The sequence below is a fragment of the Gaiella sp. genome (assembly GCF_057140465.1).
The window spans coordinates 15,081-31,572 of sequence record NZ_DBNHWK010000025.1; the positions used below are offsets into that span (position 1 = coordinate 15,081).

Consider the following 16,492-nt stretch of genomic DNA (forward strand, 5'->3'; position numbering starts at 1 on the left):
ACGCCGGGATGGAGGAGCGCCCGGTGCTCGTCCTCGATTTCGGGGGCCAGTACAGCCAGCTCATCGCCCGCCGGGTCCGCGAGGCGCGCGTGTACTCCGAGCTCGTCTCGCACCGCCTCTCCGCGGCCCAGATCGCCGCCCGCAAGCCGCTCGCCCTGATCCTCTCCGGCGGGCCGGCCTCGGTGTACGCGCCGGGTGCGCCCAGCCTCGATCCGGAGGTCCTCCGTCTCGACGTCCCGACGCTCGGGATCTGCTACGGGATGCAGCTCATGGCCCGGGACCTCGGTGGCACGGTGGCCGCGACCGGCGCGTCGGAGTACGGCAAGACCGAGCTCGAGGTCTCCGACTCCCGCCTCTTCCGGAATCTCCCCGCGGAGCAGACGGTGTGGATGAGCCACGGCGACTCGGTGACCGCGCCGCCCGCGGGCGCGCGCGTCACCGCGTCCTCGCCCTCCACGCCGATCGCCGCCTTCGAGGACGAGGCGCGGGGGCGGTACGGAGTGCAGTTCCATCCGGAGGTCGTGCACACGCCGCACGGGCAGGAGATCCTGAAGAACTTCCTCTACGACGTCGTCGGCGCGCCTCCGGCCTGGACGCCGGCGGCCGTGATCGAGGAGCAGGTAGAGCGCATCCGCTCTCAGGTGGGCTCGGAGCGGGTGATCTGCGGGCTCTCCGGCGGGGTCGACTCGGCGGTGGCGGCCCTTCTCGTCCACAAGGCCGTCGGCGACCAGCTGACGTGCGTCTTCGTCGACCACGGGCTCCTGCGGGCGAACGAGGCCGAGGAGGTGGTCGAGACGTTCGCAGGCCACTTCCACGTGCCGCTCGTCCACGTGGACGCCCGTGTGCGGTTCCTCGATCGGCTCGCCGGCGTCACGGACCCGGAGCAGAAGCGGAAGATCATCGGGGAGGAGTTCATCCGTGTCTTCGAGGACGAGGCGCGGACGCTCGGTGACGTGCGGTTCCTCGTCCAGGGCACCCTGTACTCCGATGTGATCGAGTCCGGCGGGGACGTCGGCGTGGCGGCGACGATCAAGTCGCACCACAACGTCGGCGGGTTGCCGGCCGACATGCGCATGGAGCTCGTGGAGCCGCTCCGGCTGCTCTTCAAGGACGAGGTGCGGCGCGTCGGCGAGGAGCTCGGGCTGCCGGAGCGGATGGTGTGGCGCCACCCGTTCCCGGGCCCCGGCCTCGCGATCCGGATCATCGGCGACGTCACCGAGGAGCGGCTCGAGATCCTCCGCACGGCCGACGCCGTCCTCCTCGAGGAGGTGCGCCGAGCGGGTCTCTACCGCGAGCTCTGGCAGTGCTTCGCCGTCCTCCCGGCGATCCGCTCCGTCGGCGTGCAGGGGGACGAGCGCACCTACGCCTATCCGGTGGTGATCCGCGCCGTGACGTCGGAGGACGCGATGACGGCGGACTGGGCGCGTCTTCCGTACGAGCTGCTCGAGACGATCTCCTCGCGGATCATCAACGAGGTGCGGGGCGTGAACCGCGTCGCGCTCGACCTCTCCTCGAAGCCACCCGCCACGATCGAGTGGGAGTGACCGGCGGCCGCGGGCCGTCGGCCAGGTCGTCCGCGCGCTCAGCGCACGTCGAACCCGCGAAGCCCCTCGGGCTCCTCCTCCGTCGTCTCGACCGCGTCCACGCGCGCGTCCGGAGGCCCGACGCGGCAGAAGTCGACGAGGCGCTCGACGGCGCCGGGGTCGCCCTCGAACACGGCCTCGACCGTGCCGTCCGCACGGTTCCGGACCCAGCCGGCGACACGGTGCCGCTGGGCGAGACGGAGCGTGGAGTCGCGGAACCACACCCCCTGGACGAGGCCGCGGACGACGACCCTGCGGCGCTTCACGGGGCCGACGCGTCCCTCGCCACCGGGACGATGCCGGCGGGGTCGATCTCGATGCCGACGCGGTCGCCGGGTCGAGGGGCAGTGAGCGCAGTCGTCGCCGCCTCGAGACGGCTGCCGTCGTCCCGGACGACGGTGACGACCATCAGCGGGCCTCGACGCTCGACCTCGACGACCGCCGCGTCGTCGCCGGAGACGAGGCGCACGGCCTCGGCGCGAACCACGCTGCGGTCGCCGTTCACGTCGACGACGTTGCGCATCCCGAGGAAGCGTGCCACCCACTCGTCGGCGGGCGCCCGCCACAGCGTCTCGGGCGTCGCGATCTGGGCGATCCGGCCGCCGCGGAGCACGGCGACGCGCTGACCGAGCGCGAACGCCTCGCCGACGTCGTGCGTGACGTGCACGACGGTCACGCCGAGCGTGCCGAAGAGGTCGCGCAGGTCGTCGCGGAGACGGTCGCGCAGGGGGCCGTCGAGCGCGGCGAGGGGCTCGTCGAGCAGGAGCACGCGCGGCGCCGGGGCGAGTGCGCGCGCGAGCGCGACCCGCTGCGCCTCGCCGCCCGAGAGCGTTCCGATCTCGCGGTGCTCGGATCCGGCCAGCCCCACGAGCTCGAGCATCTCCGACACCCGCCGACGCTCGTCCTCGCGGGCGCGGCCGGCGACCCGGAGGCCGAAGCCGACGTTCTCCCCGACCGTGCGATGGGGGAACAGCACGGCGTCCTGGAACACGAGGCCGACACCGCGTCGGTGGGCGGGCCGGCGGGTGACGTCGACGCCGTCGAGGACGACGCGCCCCACCTCGGGTCGCTGGAGCCCGGCGACGACACGGAGCAGGGTCGACTTCCCCGAGCCGCTCGGCCCGAGCAGCGCCAGTGTCTCCGCGTCGGCGGCCTCGATCGAGACGTCCTCGAGCACCTGTTGCCCGCCGAGCTGCACGCCGACCGCCTCGACGCGGATCACGAGCGCCACCGCCCACGTCCGACGAGCCGGTCGGCGGCGAGCGCGCCGATCGCCGTCAGCCCCATCAGGACGACGCACAGCGCCATCGCCTGACCGACGTTCTCGGCACCGGGCCGGCCGAGGAAGCGGAAGATCGCCACCGGCAGCGTCGGCCACTCCGCCCGCGCGATGAAGACGGTCGCGCCGAACTCGCCGAGCGCGATCGCGAAGGCGAGGCCGGCCGCGACGGCGAGGGCGCGGGCGGCGAGCGGGACGTCGATCTCGCGTCGCACGCGGGCCGGCGTGGCACCGAGGACGGCGGCCGCCTCGCGGAGCCGGGGGTCGACCGACCGCAGCGCGGGCGAGAGCGTCCGCACGACGAACGGCGTCGCGACGAGGGCCTGTGCGATCGGAACGAGCCACGCCGAGCCGCGGAGCGCGAGCGGAGGGTCGGCGAACGCGAGCAGGAACCCGAACCCGAGCATCGCCGCGGACGCGCCGAGCGGGAGCATGACGAGCGTGTCGAGCGGCCCGCCGGCGGCACGCACGGCGAGCACGGCCGACGGGATGCCGACGGCGAGGGCGATCGCCGCCGCCAGCGCCGCGAAGAGCAGGGAGTTCGCGATCGCGTGCCACGGGGCGACGAGCAGCGCGGGCGTCTCCTCGGCGAGCCTCCGGTAGTGGTCGAGCCCGTGCCCGCCGGGAACCGAGAGCGATCGCTCGACGAGCATCGCCGGCGGGAGGGCGAGCAGCGCGAGCGAGCCGCCGACGGCGAGCGCCACCCATGCTCGCTCACGCCCGGACGGACGGCGCGCGTGCGCCCCGCGGATCCGCTGCGGTCCGCCGACGCGGCGCTCGAGCCGGCCCGCGACGGCGACGACGACGGCGACGGCGACGAGCTGGAGCAGCGCGAGCGCCGCGGCGGTGCGAAGGTCGAACGCCCGTGCAGCCTGGTTGTAGATCTCGGTCTCCAACGTCGCGTAGCGAGGGCCGCCGAGGATGAGGACGACCCCGAACGACGTGAAGCAGAAGAGGAAGACGATCGATGCGGCCGCCGCGAGCGCCGGTGCGAGCGCGGGCAGGGTGAGCGAGCGGAAGCGCCTCGCCGGCCCCGCCCCGAGGGTCGCGGCCGCATCCCACGTGCGCTCGTCCAGGCGCTCCCAGAACGACCCGACGAGCCGGACGACGACGGCGACGTTGAAGAAGACGTGGGCGAGGAGGATCGCCCACACCGAGCGCTCGACGGCGTCGGGCAGCAGCGCCACGAACGCCGTCGCGACGACGACGGTGGGGAGGACGAACGGGACGAGCACGAGTGCGGCCACGAGTCGCCGCCCGCGGAAGTCGAACCGTGCCAGCGCCCAGGCGAGAGGGAGCCCCGCGACCACGGCGAGCGCCGTCGACGCCGTCGCCTGCCAGAGCGTGAACCAGGCCACCTCGAGCGTCGAGCGGCGGACGAGCACGTCGAACGGGAGGTCGAGCCGGCCGTCGCTGACGAGGCTGCGCTCGAGGATCGCCGCGAGCGGCCACGCGAAGAACACCGCGAGGAAGCCGAGCGGGACGAGCGCGAGAGCGAGGCGCTCGACGCGTCGGCTCAGCGCAACACGATCTCCGTCCACCGGTCGATCCAACCGTCACGGTTGGCCGCGATCACGTCGGGCGGGAACGAGGCGGGAGCCGCGGGAACGATCGCGTGCCGCTCGAACTCCGCGGGGAGGGGGACGTCGGCGCGCACCGGGTAGACGAACATCGACCCGGGCACGTCCGCCTGGAACCGCTCCGAGAGCATGAAGTCGATCAGCGTCCTCGCACCCTCGGGATTGCGTGCGCCGCGGAGCACGCCGGCGTACTCGACCTGTCGGAAGCAGCCGTCCTCGACGGCGGCGGTCGGCGACTCGTCGAGGGGCTGGCCGGCGAAGATCACCTCGGCGGCCGGGCTCGTCGCGTACGAGACGACGATCGGGCGCTTGCCGGGGCTGCCGGCGGCACCGGAGAACTGCTGCGTGTACGCCTCCTCCCAGCCGTCGACCACGAGCACGTCGTTCGCGCGCAGCTCCCTCCAGTAGTCCTCCCACCCCGGATCGCCGTAGCGGTCGATCGTCGAGAAGAGGAACGCCAGCCCCGGGCTCGAGGTCGCGGCATTCTCGACGACGAGCAGTCCGCGGTAGCGAGGGTCGACGAGGTCGTCCAGCGACGTCGGAGGCGGGACGTCACGGGCGGTGAACCAGCCGCGGTCGACGTTCAGGCACACCTCGCCGTGATCGATCGGCGTCACGCGCTCGTCGGAAGGCTCGAACCCCTCGGCCACGGCCCCGACCTCGGGCGACGCGTACTCGTCGAAGAGCTCGCCGGCGAGCGCGCGCGACAGGAGGTTGTCGTCGACGCCGAAGAGCACGTCGCCCTGCGGGTCGCCAGCCGTGAGGAGGGCGCGGTTGACGGTCTCGTTGGCGTCGCCGCCCTGCAGGACCCGGAGCGTCAGCCCGCTCTCCCGCTCGAACGCGTCCTTCACCGCTGCCGAGATCGCGAACGAGTCGTGTGTCACGAGCACGACCTCGCTCGGGGTCGCCTCGTCGCCCTCTCCGCATCCGGCAGCGACCGCGAGCGCGACGACCCCTGCGAGGGCCAGCGCCCACAGGCGCACGCGCCGGCGGCCCGCGGGCCCCCGCGCGCGGGACCGGGCTCCGTCGCGGCCTCCGGTCATGCAGGCGCTCCATCGGTGGCCGGTCGCACGACGAGGAGGACTCCACGCTCGACGGCGATCGTCGCGCTCGCCGCCGTGAGGACGTTCGACACCCCGCGGCCCGAGCCCGGCTCGAGCCGCTCCCCGCGCAGCGCGTACGCCAGCCCTTCCGTGGTGACGCCCTCGGCCGGGCCGTGGAGCGCGAGCAGCGTGACGAGCTCGCCGGGCGTTCCGGCGATCGTCCGCGTCCCGCGGATCACGTGGACGCGGGACGGGCCGACGAACGCGTCGATCTCCAGCGCTGCGTAGCGCTCCGCGCCGAGGAGGAGGAGCGAGGAGAGCAGGTGGTCGAGCCGCCCCCCGGCGCTCGCGATGACGGTCAGGCGTCCCCCGCCGCGGTGGACGGCCTCGTCGAGCGCGAGCTCGAGGTCGGTCGCGTCCTTGTCGGCCGGGTGCCGGTGGACGACTGCACCGAGGCGCTCGGCCGCCTGCACCGCGTCGACGCTCGCCGAGTCGAGGTCTCCGACGACGAGCGCGACGTCGAGCCCGAGCGCGTGTGCTCGCTCGACGCCTCCGTCGGCCGCGATCACGGTCGCGCCGGTGGGGAGCAGCGCCGACACGTCGGGGCCTTCACCGGCTGCGACGACGACGATCTCGGGATCCTGCACGCGCCTCCCTCCGCTGGCATTACCCAGGTCAGGTTCTCGGGTCGGCGGCGCCTAAGCCGCCCTCTCAGCCCGGTCACCCGAGCTCCCCGTTTCGCTCGGCTCATTCTAGCGCCGGCAGGCAGACTCGTCGCATGCGTGCGTTCGTCGAGCGGCTCGCCGCCACGCGGATCGGGGACACCTTCAACCAGTACGGCGAGGGGCCGCGGGCCGAGCTCCTGTGTGGACGCCTCGCGGGGTACCTGACGACGCACGAGGAGGCGCGGCTCGTGCTCGTCGGTGAGGCGCCGGGCTACCGCGGTGCGCGGGTCTCGGGGATCCCGTTCACCTCCGAGCGCCAGCTCACCGGCACCGGGCCGGCCGAGGCGACCGCCACGATCGTGCACCGCGTGCTGGAGGAGCTCGGCCTCGCCGGGCACGTGCTCCTCTGGAACGTCGTGCCGACGCATCCGGGAACGGCCCGCTCGAACCGTCGGCCGACCGCGGTCGAGGTCGCGGGAGGCGTGCCGTTCGCGAGGGCGCTGTCACGGGGCCGACGGGTCGTCGCGGTGGGTCGCGTCGCCGCCGACGCCCTCGACGCGCCGTCCGTGCGCCATCCGGCGCGCGGCGGCGCGGCGGCGTTCAGGGAGGGGCTCGCCGCTCTCCGCCTCTAGGCGCCCGGCTCGTCTCTGCGTTCCGGGCGCCGGCGCTCCTCCCGGCGGAGCAGGACGAGCGACCACGCAACGAGCGCGAGGCGGTCGCCGCCGTGATGCGCGCTCGGCACCGCCTCCTCGGGATCGGCGGTGGAGAGCTCGAGCGTCCAGCTCGGCCCGAGGTGCGCGGGGAGCGTGAACTCGACGGGCTCCGCGCCCGCGTTCACGAGCACGAGGAACGAGTCGTCGACGACCGGCTCGCCGGTCGCCGCGCGGGCGGGGATCTCGCTCCCGTTGAGGAAGACGCCGAGCGGGCCCCCGTCCGCGTCCCAGTCGCCGTCGCGCATCGGCTCCCCGTCCGGCCTGAACCACGCCACGTCCGGGAGCCCGGATCCGTTGACCGGATGCCCTTCGAAGAAGTGGGCGCGCCGCAGCACCGGATGTGCGCGCCGGAGGGCGATCAGCCGGCGGGTGAAGGCGAGCAGCCGCTCCATCTCCTCGTCGAGCTCCCAGTCGAGCCACGAGAGCTCGTTGTCCTGGCACCACGCGTTGTTGTTGCCGTGCTGGGTGCGTCCCAGCTCGTCACCGGCGAGCAGCATGGGCACGCCCTGGGAGAGGAGGAGCGTGGCGAGCAGGTTCCGCTGCTGCCGCACACGCAGCCGGAGGACGTCGGCGTCGTCGGTCTGGCCCTCGACGCCGCAGTTCCACGAGCGGTTGTCGTCGGTGCCGTCACGGTTCTCCTCGCCGTTCGCCACGTTCCGCTTGTGCTCGTAGGAGACGAGGTCGGCCAGCGTGAACCCGTCGTGGCAGGTGACGAAGTTCACCGACGCCCACGGCGAGCGCCCGCCGGACTCGTAGAGGTCGCTCGATCCCGTGAAGCGCGCCGCGAGCTCGCCGAGCCGTCCGTGGCCCCGCCAGAGGTCGCGCACCGCGTCGCGGTAGCGACCGTTCCACTCGGCCCACAACACCGGGAAGTTGCCCACCTGGTAGCCGCCGGGCCCGAGGTCCCAGGGCTCGGCGATCAACTTCAGCTGCGACAGCACGGGGTCCTGGTGGATCACGTCGAAGAACGACGACAGCTTGTCGACCTCGTACAGCTCCCTGGCGAGCGCGGCGGCGAGGTCGAAGCGGAAGCCGTCGACATGGCACTCGATCGCGAAGTACCGGAGCGAGTCCGCGATCAGCCGCAGCACGCTCGGGTGGACGGGGTTGAGGCTGTTCCCGGTCCCCGTGAAGTCGAGGTAGCGCCGCGGGTCGTCGGGGTCGAGGCGGTAGTAGGAGCGGTTGTCGATGCCGCGCCAGGAGAGCGTCGGCCCGCGGTGGTCGCCCTCGCTCGTGTGGTTGTAGACGACGTCGAGGATCACCTCGATGCCTGCGCGGTGCAGTGCCTTCACCATCCCCTTGAACTCGCGCACCTGCTCGCCGTGGCTCCCGGTGGCGGCGTAGCCGGCGTGGGGCGCCAGGAACCCGAGCGTCGAGTACCCCCAGTAGTTCGTGAGCCCGCGCCCGCCGAGGAACGGCTCGTCGGCGATGTGGTGCACGGGGAGCAGTTCGACCGCGGTCACGCCGAGGTCGAGGAGGTGTGCGATCGCGGCGTCGGACGCGAGCCCCGCGTACGTCCCGCGGAGATCCTCCCGCACACCGGGATGGCGCATCGTGAAGCCCTTCACGTGCGCCTCGTAGATCACCGTGTCGGTCCACGGCGTGTCCGGACGCGCGTCGCCCTCCCAGTCGAACGACTCGTCGATGACCACGCACTTGGGGATCGCGGGGGCGTCGTCGGTCGTGTCCGGCGCGCCGTCGGGGTCGCCGCCGGCCGGATACCCGTGCGTCTCGGCGGCCCCGTAGCGGACCGGCCCCTCGATCGCCCTCGCGTACGGGTCGACGAGGAGCTTCGCCGGGTTGAAGCGGTCGCCGGTCGCCGGGTCGTAGGGCCCGTACACGCGGTAGCCGTAGCGCTGCCCGGGGCCGACGTGCGGCACGTACACGTGCCAGGTGTGTGCGGTGCGCTCGACCAGCTCGATGCGCGTCTCGCCGTCGGACCCGTCGAACAGGCAGAGCTCCACTCGCGCCGCGTGCTCCGAGAAGAGCGAGAAGTTCGTGCCCTCCCCGTCCCAGCTCGGCCCGAGCGGGAACGGGCGCCCCGGCCGCGTCCTCATCCGCCCTCCATCGTGAGCCACACGACTCCGAGCGGCGGCAGGGTCACCTCGGCCGAGCAGGGGAGGCCGTGGGACGGCTCCGCGACGGCCTCCACGACACCGGCGTTGCCGATCCCCGAGCCCCCGTACCGGGCGGCGTCCGTGTTCAGCCGCTCCCTCCAGCGGCCCGGACGTGAGAGGCCGATCCGGTACCTGGAGCGCGGCACCGGCGAGAAGTTGCACGCGCAGACGAGCTCCCGCCCCGGGTCGCCCGCGTGGCGGGAGAAGACGATCGTGTTCGCGTCGCGGTCGTCGACGGCGACCCACCGGAACCCCTCCGGCTCGGCGTCGTGTCGCCAGAGCGCCGGCTCTGCCCGGTAGGCGTGGTTGAGGTCGCGGACGAGCGCCTGCACCCCCTCGTGCGCCGGGTCGTCGCGCAGGTGCCAGTCGACCGACCCGTCGTGATCCCATTCGCGCGCCTGCGCCAGCTCGCCGCCCATGAACAGCAGCTGCTTGCCCGGGTGCGCCCACATGTACGCGTAGAGCGCGCGCAGCGTCGCGAGCTGCTGCCAGCGGTCGCCCGGCATCTTCTGCAGCAGCGACCCCTTCCCGTGGACGACCTCGTCGTGCGAGAGCGGCAGCACGAAGTGCTCGGAGAAGGCGTACACGAGGCTGAACGTGAGCTCGTCGTGGTGGTGGCGCCGGTGGACGGGGTCCCGCGTGAGGTAGCCGAGCGTGTCGTGCATCCAGCCCATGTTCCACTTGAAGCCGAACCCGAGTCCGCCCTGCTCGGTCGGGCGGGAGACGCCCGGCCACGCCGTCGACTCCTCGGCCGCGATGATCGCCCCCGGCGCGCGCCGGTGGGCGACGGCGTTCAGCTCCCGCAGGAACGACACCGCCTCCAGGTTCTCGCGCCCGCCGTGGACGTTGGGCACCCACTCGCCTTCCTGCCGCGAGTAGTCGCGGTAGAGCATCGAGGCGACGGCGTCGACGCGGAGGCCGTCCGCATGGAACCCCTCGAGCCAGGTGAGGGCACTCGCGAGCAGGAAGTTGCGGACCTCGGTGCGCCCGTAGTTGAAGATCAGCGTGTCCCAGTCGGGATGTCGTCCGAGCCGCGGATCCTCGTGCTCGTAGAGCGCCGTCCCGTCGAAGCGGGCGAGGGCGAACTCGTCGCTCGGGAAGTGGGCCGGCACCCAGTCGAGGATCACCCCGATGCCGCGGGCGTGGAACGCGTCGACGAGCGCCCGGAAGTCGTCCGGCGTCCCGTGCCGTGCGGTCGGGGCGAAGTAGCCGGTCACCTGGTAGCCCCAGGACCCGCCGAACGGGTGCTCCATCACGGGCAGCAGCTCGACGTGTGTGAAGCCGAGATCCTCGACGTACGCGGGGAGCTCGTCGGCGAGCTCGCGATAGGTGAGCGGGCGGTTGTCCTCGAGCGGGTTCCGCCGCCACGACCCCAGGTGGACCTCGTAGATCGAGAGCGGCTCGGCCCAGGGGCTCGTCGCCGCGCGGCGCTCGAGCCAGTCGTGGTCGCGCCACTCGTGGTGGTCGCCGGCGACGACCGAGGCCGTGGCGGGAGGGTGCTCGGCGGCTGTCGCGACGGGATCGGCGCGCAGGCGCACGACACCGTCTCCTCCGCGGACGTCGAACTTGTAGCGTGCCCCGTCGGCGACGCCGGGGACGAAGAGCTCCCAGACCCCCGCGTCCCCGAGGTTCCGCATCGGGTGCCGGCGCCCGTCCCAGGCGTTCCAGTCGCCGACGACGCTGACGCTCAGGGCAGACGGCGCCCACACGGCGAACCCCACGCCGTCGACGCCGTCGACGACGCGGCGGTGCGCGCCGAGCACGGTCTGCAGCCGCTCGTGTCGCCCCTCACGGAGGAGGTGGAGATCGAGCTCTCCGAGGAGGGGGAGGAAGGCGTACGGGTCTGCCTCGACCGTCACCGAGCCGTCGCGCCAGGTCGTCTCGAGCTCGTAGCGGAGGGGCAGCGACGCCGCGCGCAGCGTTCCCGCGAAGACGCCGTCGGCGTGCACCCGGCGCAGCCGGACCGGTTCCGTGCCGGGTCGGATCACGCGGACGCCGGTCGCTTCGGGGCGGTAGGCGCGCACGATCACGCCGCCACGTCCGGCGTGCGCACCGAGCACGCGGTGCGGATCGGGGTGGGCGCGCTCGACCAGCAGCGCGATCTCGTTGCGGAGCAACACCTGCGAGGATGCTAGAGGCGTGGTCTGCGGGCGGCTGCTACCATCGTCCTCCGGCGGTCGTCGGGCCGTCGTCTCTTTCTGCGAATGAAGACCATGACCGCCAAGCCGGGGGACGTCCAGCGCGACTGGTACGTCGTCGACGCCGAGGGGCAGACGCTCGGGCGGCTCGCCACGCGCATCGCCGACACGCTGCGTGGGAAGGGGAAGCCCATCTACACCCCGCACGTCGACACCGGCGACTTCGTCGTCGTCGTGAACGCCGAGAAGGTGCACGTCACGGGGAACAAGCTCGACCAGAAGAAGGTGCGCTGGCACACCGGCTACCCCGGTGGGCTCAAGGAGCGCACGCTGCGCGAGCAGCTCGAGCGCCGGCCGACGGAGGTCGTCCGCAAGGCGGTGAAGGGCATGCTCCCCAAGAACAAGCTCGCCTCGGCCCAGCTGCGCAAGCTCAAGGTCTACGCCGGGCCCGAGCACCCTCATGCCGCGCAGCAGCCGAAGCCGCTTCACATGGAAAGGAGTGAGGGGTAGGCCGCGGCCGGCCCCTGGGAGTGATGGCAGAGATCGCCCAGTACCTCGGTACCGGCAAGCGCAAGACCTCGGTCGCCCGTGTGATCCTCCGTCCGGGTGACGGCGCCACGTGGGTCAACGGGCGCACGCTCGAGGAGTACTTCCCACGCGCAGCGCATCGCGCGCTCGTGCTCGCGCCGCTCGAGACCGCGGGTGCCGCCGGGACGTACGACCTCCGCGTCCGCGTCCACGGGGGCGGCCCCTCTGGTCAGGCGGGCGCAGTCCGCCACGGCATCGCCCGTGCGCTCGTCGAGGCCGACCCGGAGCTCCGTGTGTCGCTGAAGCGCGAGGGCTACCTCACGCGAGACGCGCGGAAGGTCGAGCGCAAGAAGGCCGGGCTGCACAAGGCGCGCAAGGCGCCGCAGTTCAGCAAGCGCTGAGCAGCGGCCCGGCTCGGATTCCTCGCCGGCCTCCTCCGGCCCACACCGGAGACGACGACATGACACGACGCTACTTCGGAACCGACGGGGTGCGAGGTGTCGTCGGGGCGACGCTGACGCCCGACCTCGTCGAGCGTCTCGGCCGGGCGGCGACGCTGTGGTCCGGCGGCGGCCGTGTGCTCGTCGGGCGCGACACCCGCGGCTCGGGGCCCGAGCTCGAGGCGGCGCTCGCGCGCGGGATCGCCGATGCCGGCGGGACGGCGCTGCTCGGGGGCGTGCTCCCCACTCCCGCGGTCGCGCTGCTCGCGGAGGGGCTCGGTGTCGTCCTGTCCGCGTCGCACAACCCGCCCGAGTACAACGGCGTCAAGGTCTTCGGCCCGGGCGGGCACAAGCTCACCGACGCGGACGAGGTGGAGATCGAGTCGCTCCTCGACGCACCGGGCACGGGGACGGGGGGCACGGAGGCGGTCGAGGGCCTCGACGCCGCCTACGGCGCGATCGTGCGCGAGCGCTTCGGCGCCGACCTCTCCGGCCTCCGCATCGCCGTCGACTGCGCGAACGGTGCCTTCTCCCGGATCGGCCCGGCCGTTCTCCGCGACCTCGGCGCCGACGTCGTCGCGGTCGCGGATCGCCCGGACGGGTCGAACATCAACGTCGGCTGCGGGGCGACGGACCTCGGGCTGCTCGCCCGAACCGTCCGCGACGGTGCGTTCCAGCTCGGCGTCGCGTTCGACGGTGACGGCGACCGCATGCTCGCGGTCGACGAGCGGGGCGAGCCGGTCGACGGCGACCAGATCCTCGCCGTGCTCGCTCTCGCGCACCGGGTCGAGCGGGTCGCCGTCACGGTGATGACGAACCTCGGGTTCCACCGGCTGATGGCCGAGCACGGCATCGCGGTCGACGTCACGCCGGTCGGGGACCGGTACGTGCTCGACTCCCTGCGGGCCACGGGCGGCGTGCTCGGCGGCGAGCAGTCGGGACACCTGATCTGGCTCGACGGGCACGTCACCGGGGACGGCCTCGTCGCTGCGGTGCTCCTCTGCCGCGCGCTCGCGGGCCGTCCGCTGTCGGAGGCGGTGGCGGCGATGTCGCGCTATCCGCAGGCCAAGGAGAACGTGGCGGTGTCCCGCCCCTGGCCGTCCGCCGTCGTCGAGGCGGAGGTCGCGCGGCTCGACGCGGAGCTCGGGACGACCGGCCGTGTGCTCGTTCGCCCCTCCGGGACGGAGCCCGTCGTCCGCGTGCTCGCGGAGGCCGAGAGCCAGGAAACCGCTGCAAACCTCTGTGCTAGCATCGCCGCACTCGTCAGGCAGGAGCTGGGTTGACACCGGGCGCCGACGGGTGCAGGGTCAGAGCATTCTTCCGGGTCGGGCGGTAGGCGAGGCGAGCGACGAGGGAGCAGCGACACGTGTGCGGAATCATCGGCTACGTCGGGCCCCGCGAGTGCAAGCCGCTCCTCCTCCACGGCCTGGAGCGGCTCGAGTACCGCGGATACGACTCGGCGGGGATCGCGCTCCTCGAGGGCGACGGGCTCTCGTACTACCGGGCCCTCGGCAACCTCCAGAACCTGAAGCGCATCGCGGGTGACATCGCGTCCGCTGCCACGACGGGCGTCGGGCACACGCGCTGGGCGACTCACGGGGGGGTCACGGAGGACAACGCCCATCCGTTGACGGGTTGCGACGACGGCGCGCTGTCGATCGTCCTGAACGGGATCGTCGAGAACTACCGGGAGCTGATCGAGAGCCTCCAGGACGAAGGGCACGTCTTCTCGTCCGAGACCGACGCGGAGACGGTGGCACACCTGGTCGAGCGGCACTACGACGGCGATCTCCTCGACGCCGTGCGTGCCGCGTACCGGGAGATGGAGGGCCACTTCACGTTCGTCGTCGTCCATCGCGACCACCCGGGGCTGCTCGTCGGGGCCCGGCTGCAGACGCCGCTCGTCGTCGGCATCGGGGACGGCGAGATGTACCTCGCGTCGAACGCGGCAGCGTTCCTGCGGGAGACGAATCGCGTGCAGTTCCCGGACGACGGCGACGTGGTCGCGATCACCGCCGACGGGAGCCGCTTCGTCCGCGCCGACGACGGCTCGGCCGTCGAGCACGAGGTCGTCGAGCTCGACTGGGACGACGAGGGCGCCGAGAAGGGGGGGTACGAGACGTTCATGCTCAAGGAGATCCACGAGCAGCCCGAGGCGATCGCCGAGACGATCGGCGATCGTGTCCGGCACGGCCGGCTGGTGCTCGAAGGCCTCGGCATGACCGAGGACGACGTCCGCGAGCTGCGACGCATCGTCGTCCTCGCCGCCGGCACCGCCTACCACGCGGGCGTCGCCGCCCGGTACGCGATCGAGGAGTGGGCGCGCATTCCGGTCGAGCACGACATCGCGTCGGAGTGGATCTACCGCAACCCGGTGCTCGACGAGGACACCCTCGTGATCGGCATCTCGCAGTCCGGGGAGACGCGCGACACGCTCGCGGCGATGAAGCTCGCCCGGGAGATGGGCGCACACACGGTCGCGATCACGAACATGATGGGCTCCCAGATCACGCGCGAGGTCGACTCCGTGCTCTACACGCGGTGTGGGCTGGAGATGGCCGTCGCCGCGTCGAAGACGTTCACCGCCCAGCTGTCGCTCTTCTTCCTGATCGCGCTGAAGATGGCGCAGGTGCGGGAGACGCTCCCCGCCGGGGAGATCGAGTACATCGTCAACGCCGTCTACGACCTGCCGGCGAAGCTGCAGCGCTTCCTCGACGGCGACCACCCGATCGACGACATCGCCCGCCGCTTCCACGACCGTCCGTTCTTCCTCTACCTCGGCCGCAACATCGGCCTGCCGGTGGCGCTCGAAGGGGCGCTCAAGCTCAAGGAGCTCTCGTACATCCCGACCGAGGCGTACTCGGCGGGGGAGATGAAGCACGGGCCGATCGCGCTGCTCGACGAGTCGACCCCGGTCGTCGTCGTCGCGACGCGCATGGAGCGGGTCTACGAGAAGCTCGTCTCGAACATCCAGGAGGTGCGGGCCCGCGGGGCGCACGTGATCGCGATCGCCTCGGACGGCAACGAGGACATCCAGCACCACGCGGACGACGTGATCTTCGTCCCCAAGGCGCCGGCGTTCCTCTCCGCCGTGCTCGCCGTCGTGCCGCTCCAGCTGCTCGCGTACCGGATCGCCCGCCTTCGCGGCCTCAACGTCGACCAGCCGCGCAACCTCGCGAAGACGGTCACGGTCGAGTAGTCGGCGGCCGCCGCTGGGCCCGCGACGTCGTCGCGTCGACGGCGCCTCCGCTCAGCGCCGGACGATGCGGACGTCGGGACGGAACGCCGCGACCGCGAACCAGAAGGGCTCGTGGAACGGCACGGGCTCACCGGCGACGGTGACCGTCGCCGAGCCGACGTCGCGACCGTCGGCGACCGTCCCGCCGTCGAGCGCCGAGGCGACCCCGCCCGCCCAGCGGACGACGACGTCCTCGCCGCCCACGGTGGCGGTGATCGTGGGCGTCGTCGCGAGCGCCTCGAACGGGACTGCGATCGCGTCGTCGCCGACCTCGACGTAGACGACGCGCTCCTTGGGAGCGAGGCGGTCGTCGTCGCCGGCCGCCGGGAAGAACGGCGGGCTGTCGACGTCGTCGTATCCGACGTACGGATTGCGTCCGTAGTCACGGGCGACGCCCGTGTCGCGGGAGAGGACCTCGCTCTCGGGGTGTGCCGTCCGGAAGGCGCTCCACGGCACGATGCGCGCTGCGAGCTGGTCGAGTCTCTTGCCCGTGTGCTCGCCGACGATCGCCTCGCCGGAGAACTGCTGCCACCACGACTCGGTCTGCCGGTCGTACATCACGAGGTCGGAGTTCCGGAGGTTCCCGGTGGTGCCGAAGTCCAGCACCGCTCCCTCGAGCCGCCGATCGAAGACGATCGCCGTGTTGCAGAGCGGGCAGAAGGTAACGGCGATCGGTCGTCCCTGGACCACGTCGTTGACGATCTCGTGCCACATGAGGACCTGAATCGGGTAGCCGCGGGTGACGCCGTCGACCGTGACGGCGATCACGGGCTCGGGGTCGCGCAGCCAGTCGACATCGAGGGCGGTCTCGAACGCGGGCTCGTCGATCGCGGGGATACCGTCCTTCGGCGGGCCGCCGGACCGGATCTCCTCGAGCGGCACCGAATGCTTCGAGAAGTCCGTCGTCCACCCGGACGTCAGCGAGTCCGGAGGCGGAGGCGCCGCCTCGCCGAGCCCGGCAGACGGGGCGGTCCGGTTGATCTCGTCGATCTTCGCCTGGAGCTCGTCGTCGACGACGGCGTCCCCGACGACCTCACCGCCGTCGCCCCCGCTGTCGTACGCGACGACGAGCGCCACCGCGAGTGCGACGAGGGCGGTTGTCGCGGTGGTGACGAGGAGGATGCGTCTTCGGCTCATGGCGTGACGCCGCTCGTCGACTCGGGGCGGG

14 protein-coding genes are annotated in these 16,492 nt (G+C 72.7%); 6 read left to right on the forward strand and 8 right to left on the reverse strand.

Annotated elements, in window-relative coordinates; genetic code table 11:
* The first annotated feature begins 8 nt into the window (after positions 1-8).
* On the forward strand, positions 9-1,544 hold the full coding sequence (guaA, locus tag AC162C_RS03435) for a glutamine-hydrolyzing GMP synthase (RefSeq protein ID WP_484096347.1): 1,536 nt from the start codon (positions 9-11) through the stop codon (positions 1,542-1,544).
* 38 nt (positions 1,545-1,582) lie between these two features.
* Here the strand turns inward: guaA and AC162C_RS03440 are convergent, their stop codons facing one another.
* From AC162C_RS03440 to AC162C_RS03460, 5 genes are read right to left on the reverse strand one after another with little or no spacing between them, the layout of a single operon-like run.
* On the reverse strand, positions 1,583-1,849 hold the full coding sequence (locus tag AC162C_RS03440; protein WP_484096319.1) for an acylphosphatase: 267 nt from the start codon (positions 1,847-1,849) through the stop codon (positions 1,583-1,585).
* Positions 1,846-2,814: an ABC transporter ATP-binding protein gene (locus tag AC162C_RS03445; RefSeq protein WP_462973041.1), complete on the reverse strand. Its 969-nt coding sequence runs from the start codon at positions 2,812-2,814 to the stop codon at positions 1,846-1,848. The genes AC162C_RS03440 and AC162C_RS03445 overlap by 4 nt, the downstream gene beginning before the upstream one ends.
* Positions 2,802-4,403, reverse strand: a complete 1,602-nt coding sequence (locus AC162C_RS03450; RefSeq protein ID WP_484096320.1) for an ABC transporter permease — start codon at positions 4,401-4,403, stop codon at positions 2,802-2,804. The genes AC162C_RS03445 and AC162C_RS03450 overlap by 13 nt, the downstream gene beginning before the upstream one ends.
* The gene (locus AC162C_RS03455; protein WP_484096321.1) at positions 4,379-5,485 is read right to left on the reverse strand and encodes a thiamine ABC transporter substrate-binding protein; all 1,107 of its coding nucleotides are present in this window, start codon (positions 5,483-5,485) and stop codon (positions 4,379-4,381) included. The genes AC162C_RS03450 and AC162C_RS03455 overlap by 25 nt, the downstream gene beginning before the upstream one ends.
* Entirely contained in the window at positions 5,482-6,132 is a 651-nt protein-coding gene (locus AC162C_RS03460) for a thiamine diphosphokinase (RefSeq protein ID WP_484096322.1), read from the reverse strand. The genes AC162C_RS03455 and AC162C_RS03460 overlap by 4 nt, the downstream gene beginning before the upstream one ends.
* A gap of 131 nt (positions 6,133-6,263) precedes the next feature.
* Between AC162C_RS03460 and AC162C_RS03465 the strand changes: the two genes are divergently transcribed.
* Positions 6,264-6,782, forward strand: a complete 519-nt coding sequence (locus tag AC162C_RS03465; RefSeq protein ID WP_484096323.1) for a uracil-DNA glycosylase — start codon at positions 6,264-6,266, stop codon at positions 6,780-6,782.
* On the opposite strand, the gene glgX is transcribed toward AC162C_RS03465, so the two are convergent.
* Complete coding sequence (gene glgX, locus AC162C_RS03470; RefSeq protein ID WP_484096324.1) at positions 6,779-8,920, reverse strand: glycogen debranching protein GlgX; 2,142 nt, start codon at positions 8,918-8,920, stop codon at positions 6,779-6,781. The genes AC162C_RS03465 and glgX overlap by 4 nt on opposite strands.
* Positions 8,917-11,100 (reverse strand): 1,4-alpha-glucan branching protein GlgB, encoded by a 2,184-nt coding sequence (gene glgB, locus AC162C_RS03475; RefSeq protein ID WP_484096325.1) that lies wholly within the window; start codon positions 11,098-11,100, stop codon positions 8,917-8,919. The genes glgX and glgB overlap by 4 nt, the downstream gene beginning before the upstream one ends.
* 84 nt (positions 11,101-11,184) lie before the next feature.
* Between glgB and rplM the strand changes: the two genes are divergently transcribed.
* The 4 genes from rplM (at position 11,185) to glmS (ending at position 15,285) form a co-directional block, all read left to right on the forward strand.
* Entirely contained in the window at positions 11,185-11,628 is a 444-nt protein-coding gene (rplM, locus tag AC162C_RS03480) for a 50S ribosomal protein L13 (RefSeq protein WP_484096326.1), read from the forward strand.
* Positions 11,629-11,651: 23 nt separating this feature from the next.
* On the forward strand, positions 11,652-12,047 hold the full coding sequence (gene rpsI, locus AC162C_RS03485; RefSeq protein WP_462973033.1) for a 30S ribosomal protein S9: 396 nt from the start codon (positions 11,652-11,654) through the stop codon (positions 12,045-12,047).
* 59 nt (positions 12,048-12,106) lie between these two features.
* A complete protein-coding gene (locus tag AC162C_RS03490; RefSeq protein ID WP_484096327.1) occupies positions 12,107-13,369 on the forward strand; it encodes a phosphohexomutase domain-containing protein in 1,263 nt (420 codons plus the stop codon).
* Positions 13,370-13,452: 83 nt separating this feature from the next.
* Positions 13,453-15,285 carry a glutamine--fructose-6-phosphate transaminase (isomerizing) gene (gene glmS / locus AC162C_RS03495; protein ID WP_484096328.1) on the forward strand — a complete coding sequence of 611 codons (1,833 nt, stop codon included), beginning with the start codon at positions 13,453-13,455 and terminating at the stop codon, positions 15,283-15,285.
* A gap of 51 nt (positions 15,286-15,336) precedes the next feature.
* On the opposite strand, the gene AC162C_RS03500 is transcribed toward glmS, so the two are convergent.
* Complete coding sequence (locus AC162C_RS03500; protein WP_484096329.1) at positions 15,337-16,461, reverse strand: DUF3179 domain-containing protein; 1,125 nt, start codon at positions 16,459-16,461, stop codon at positions 15,337-15,339.
* Positions 16,462-16,492: the final 31 nt, after the last annotated feature.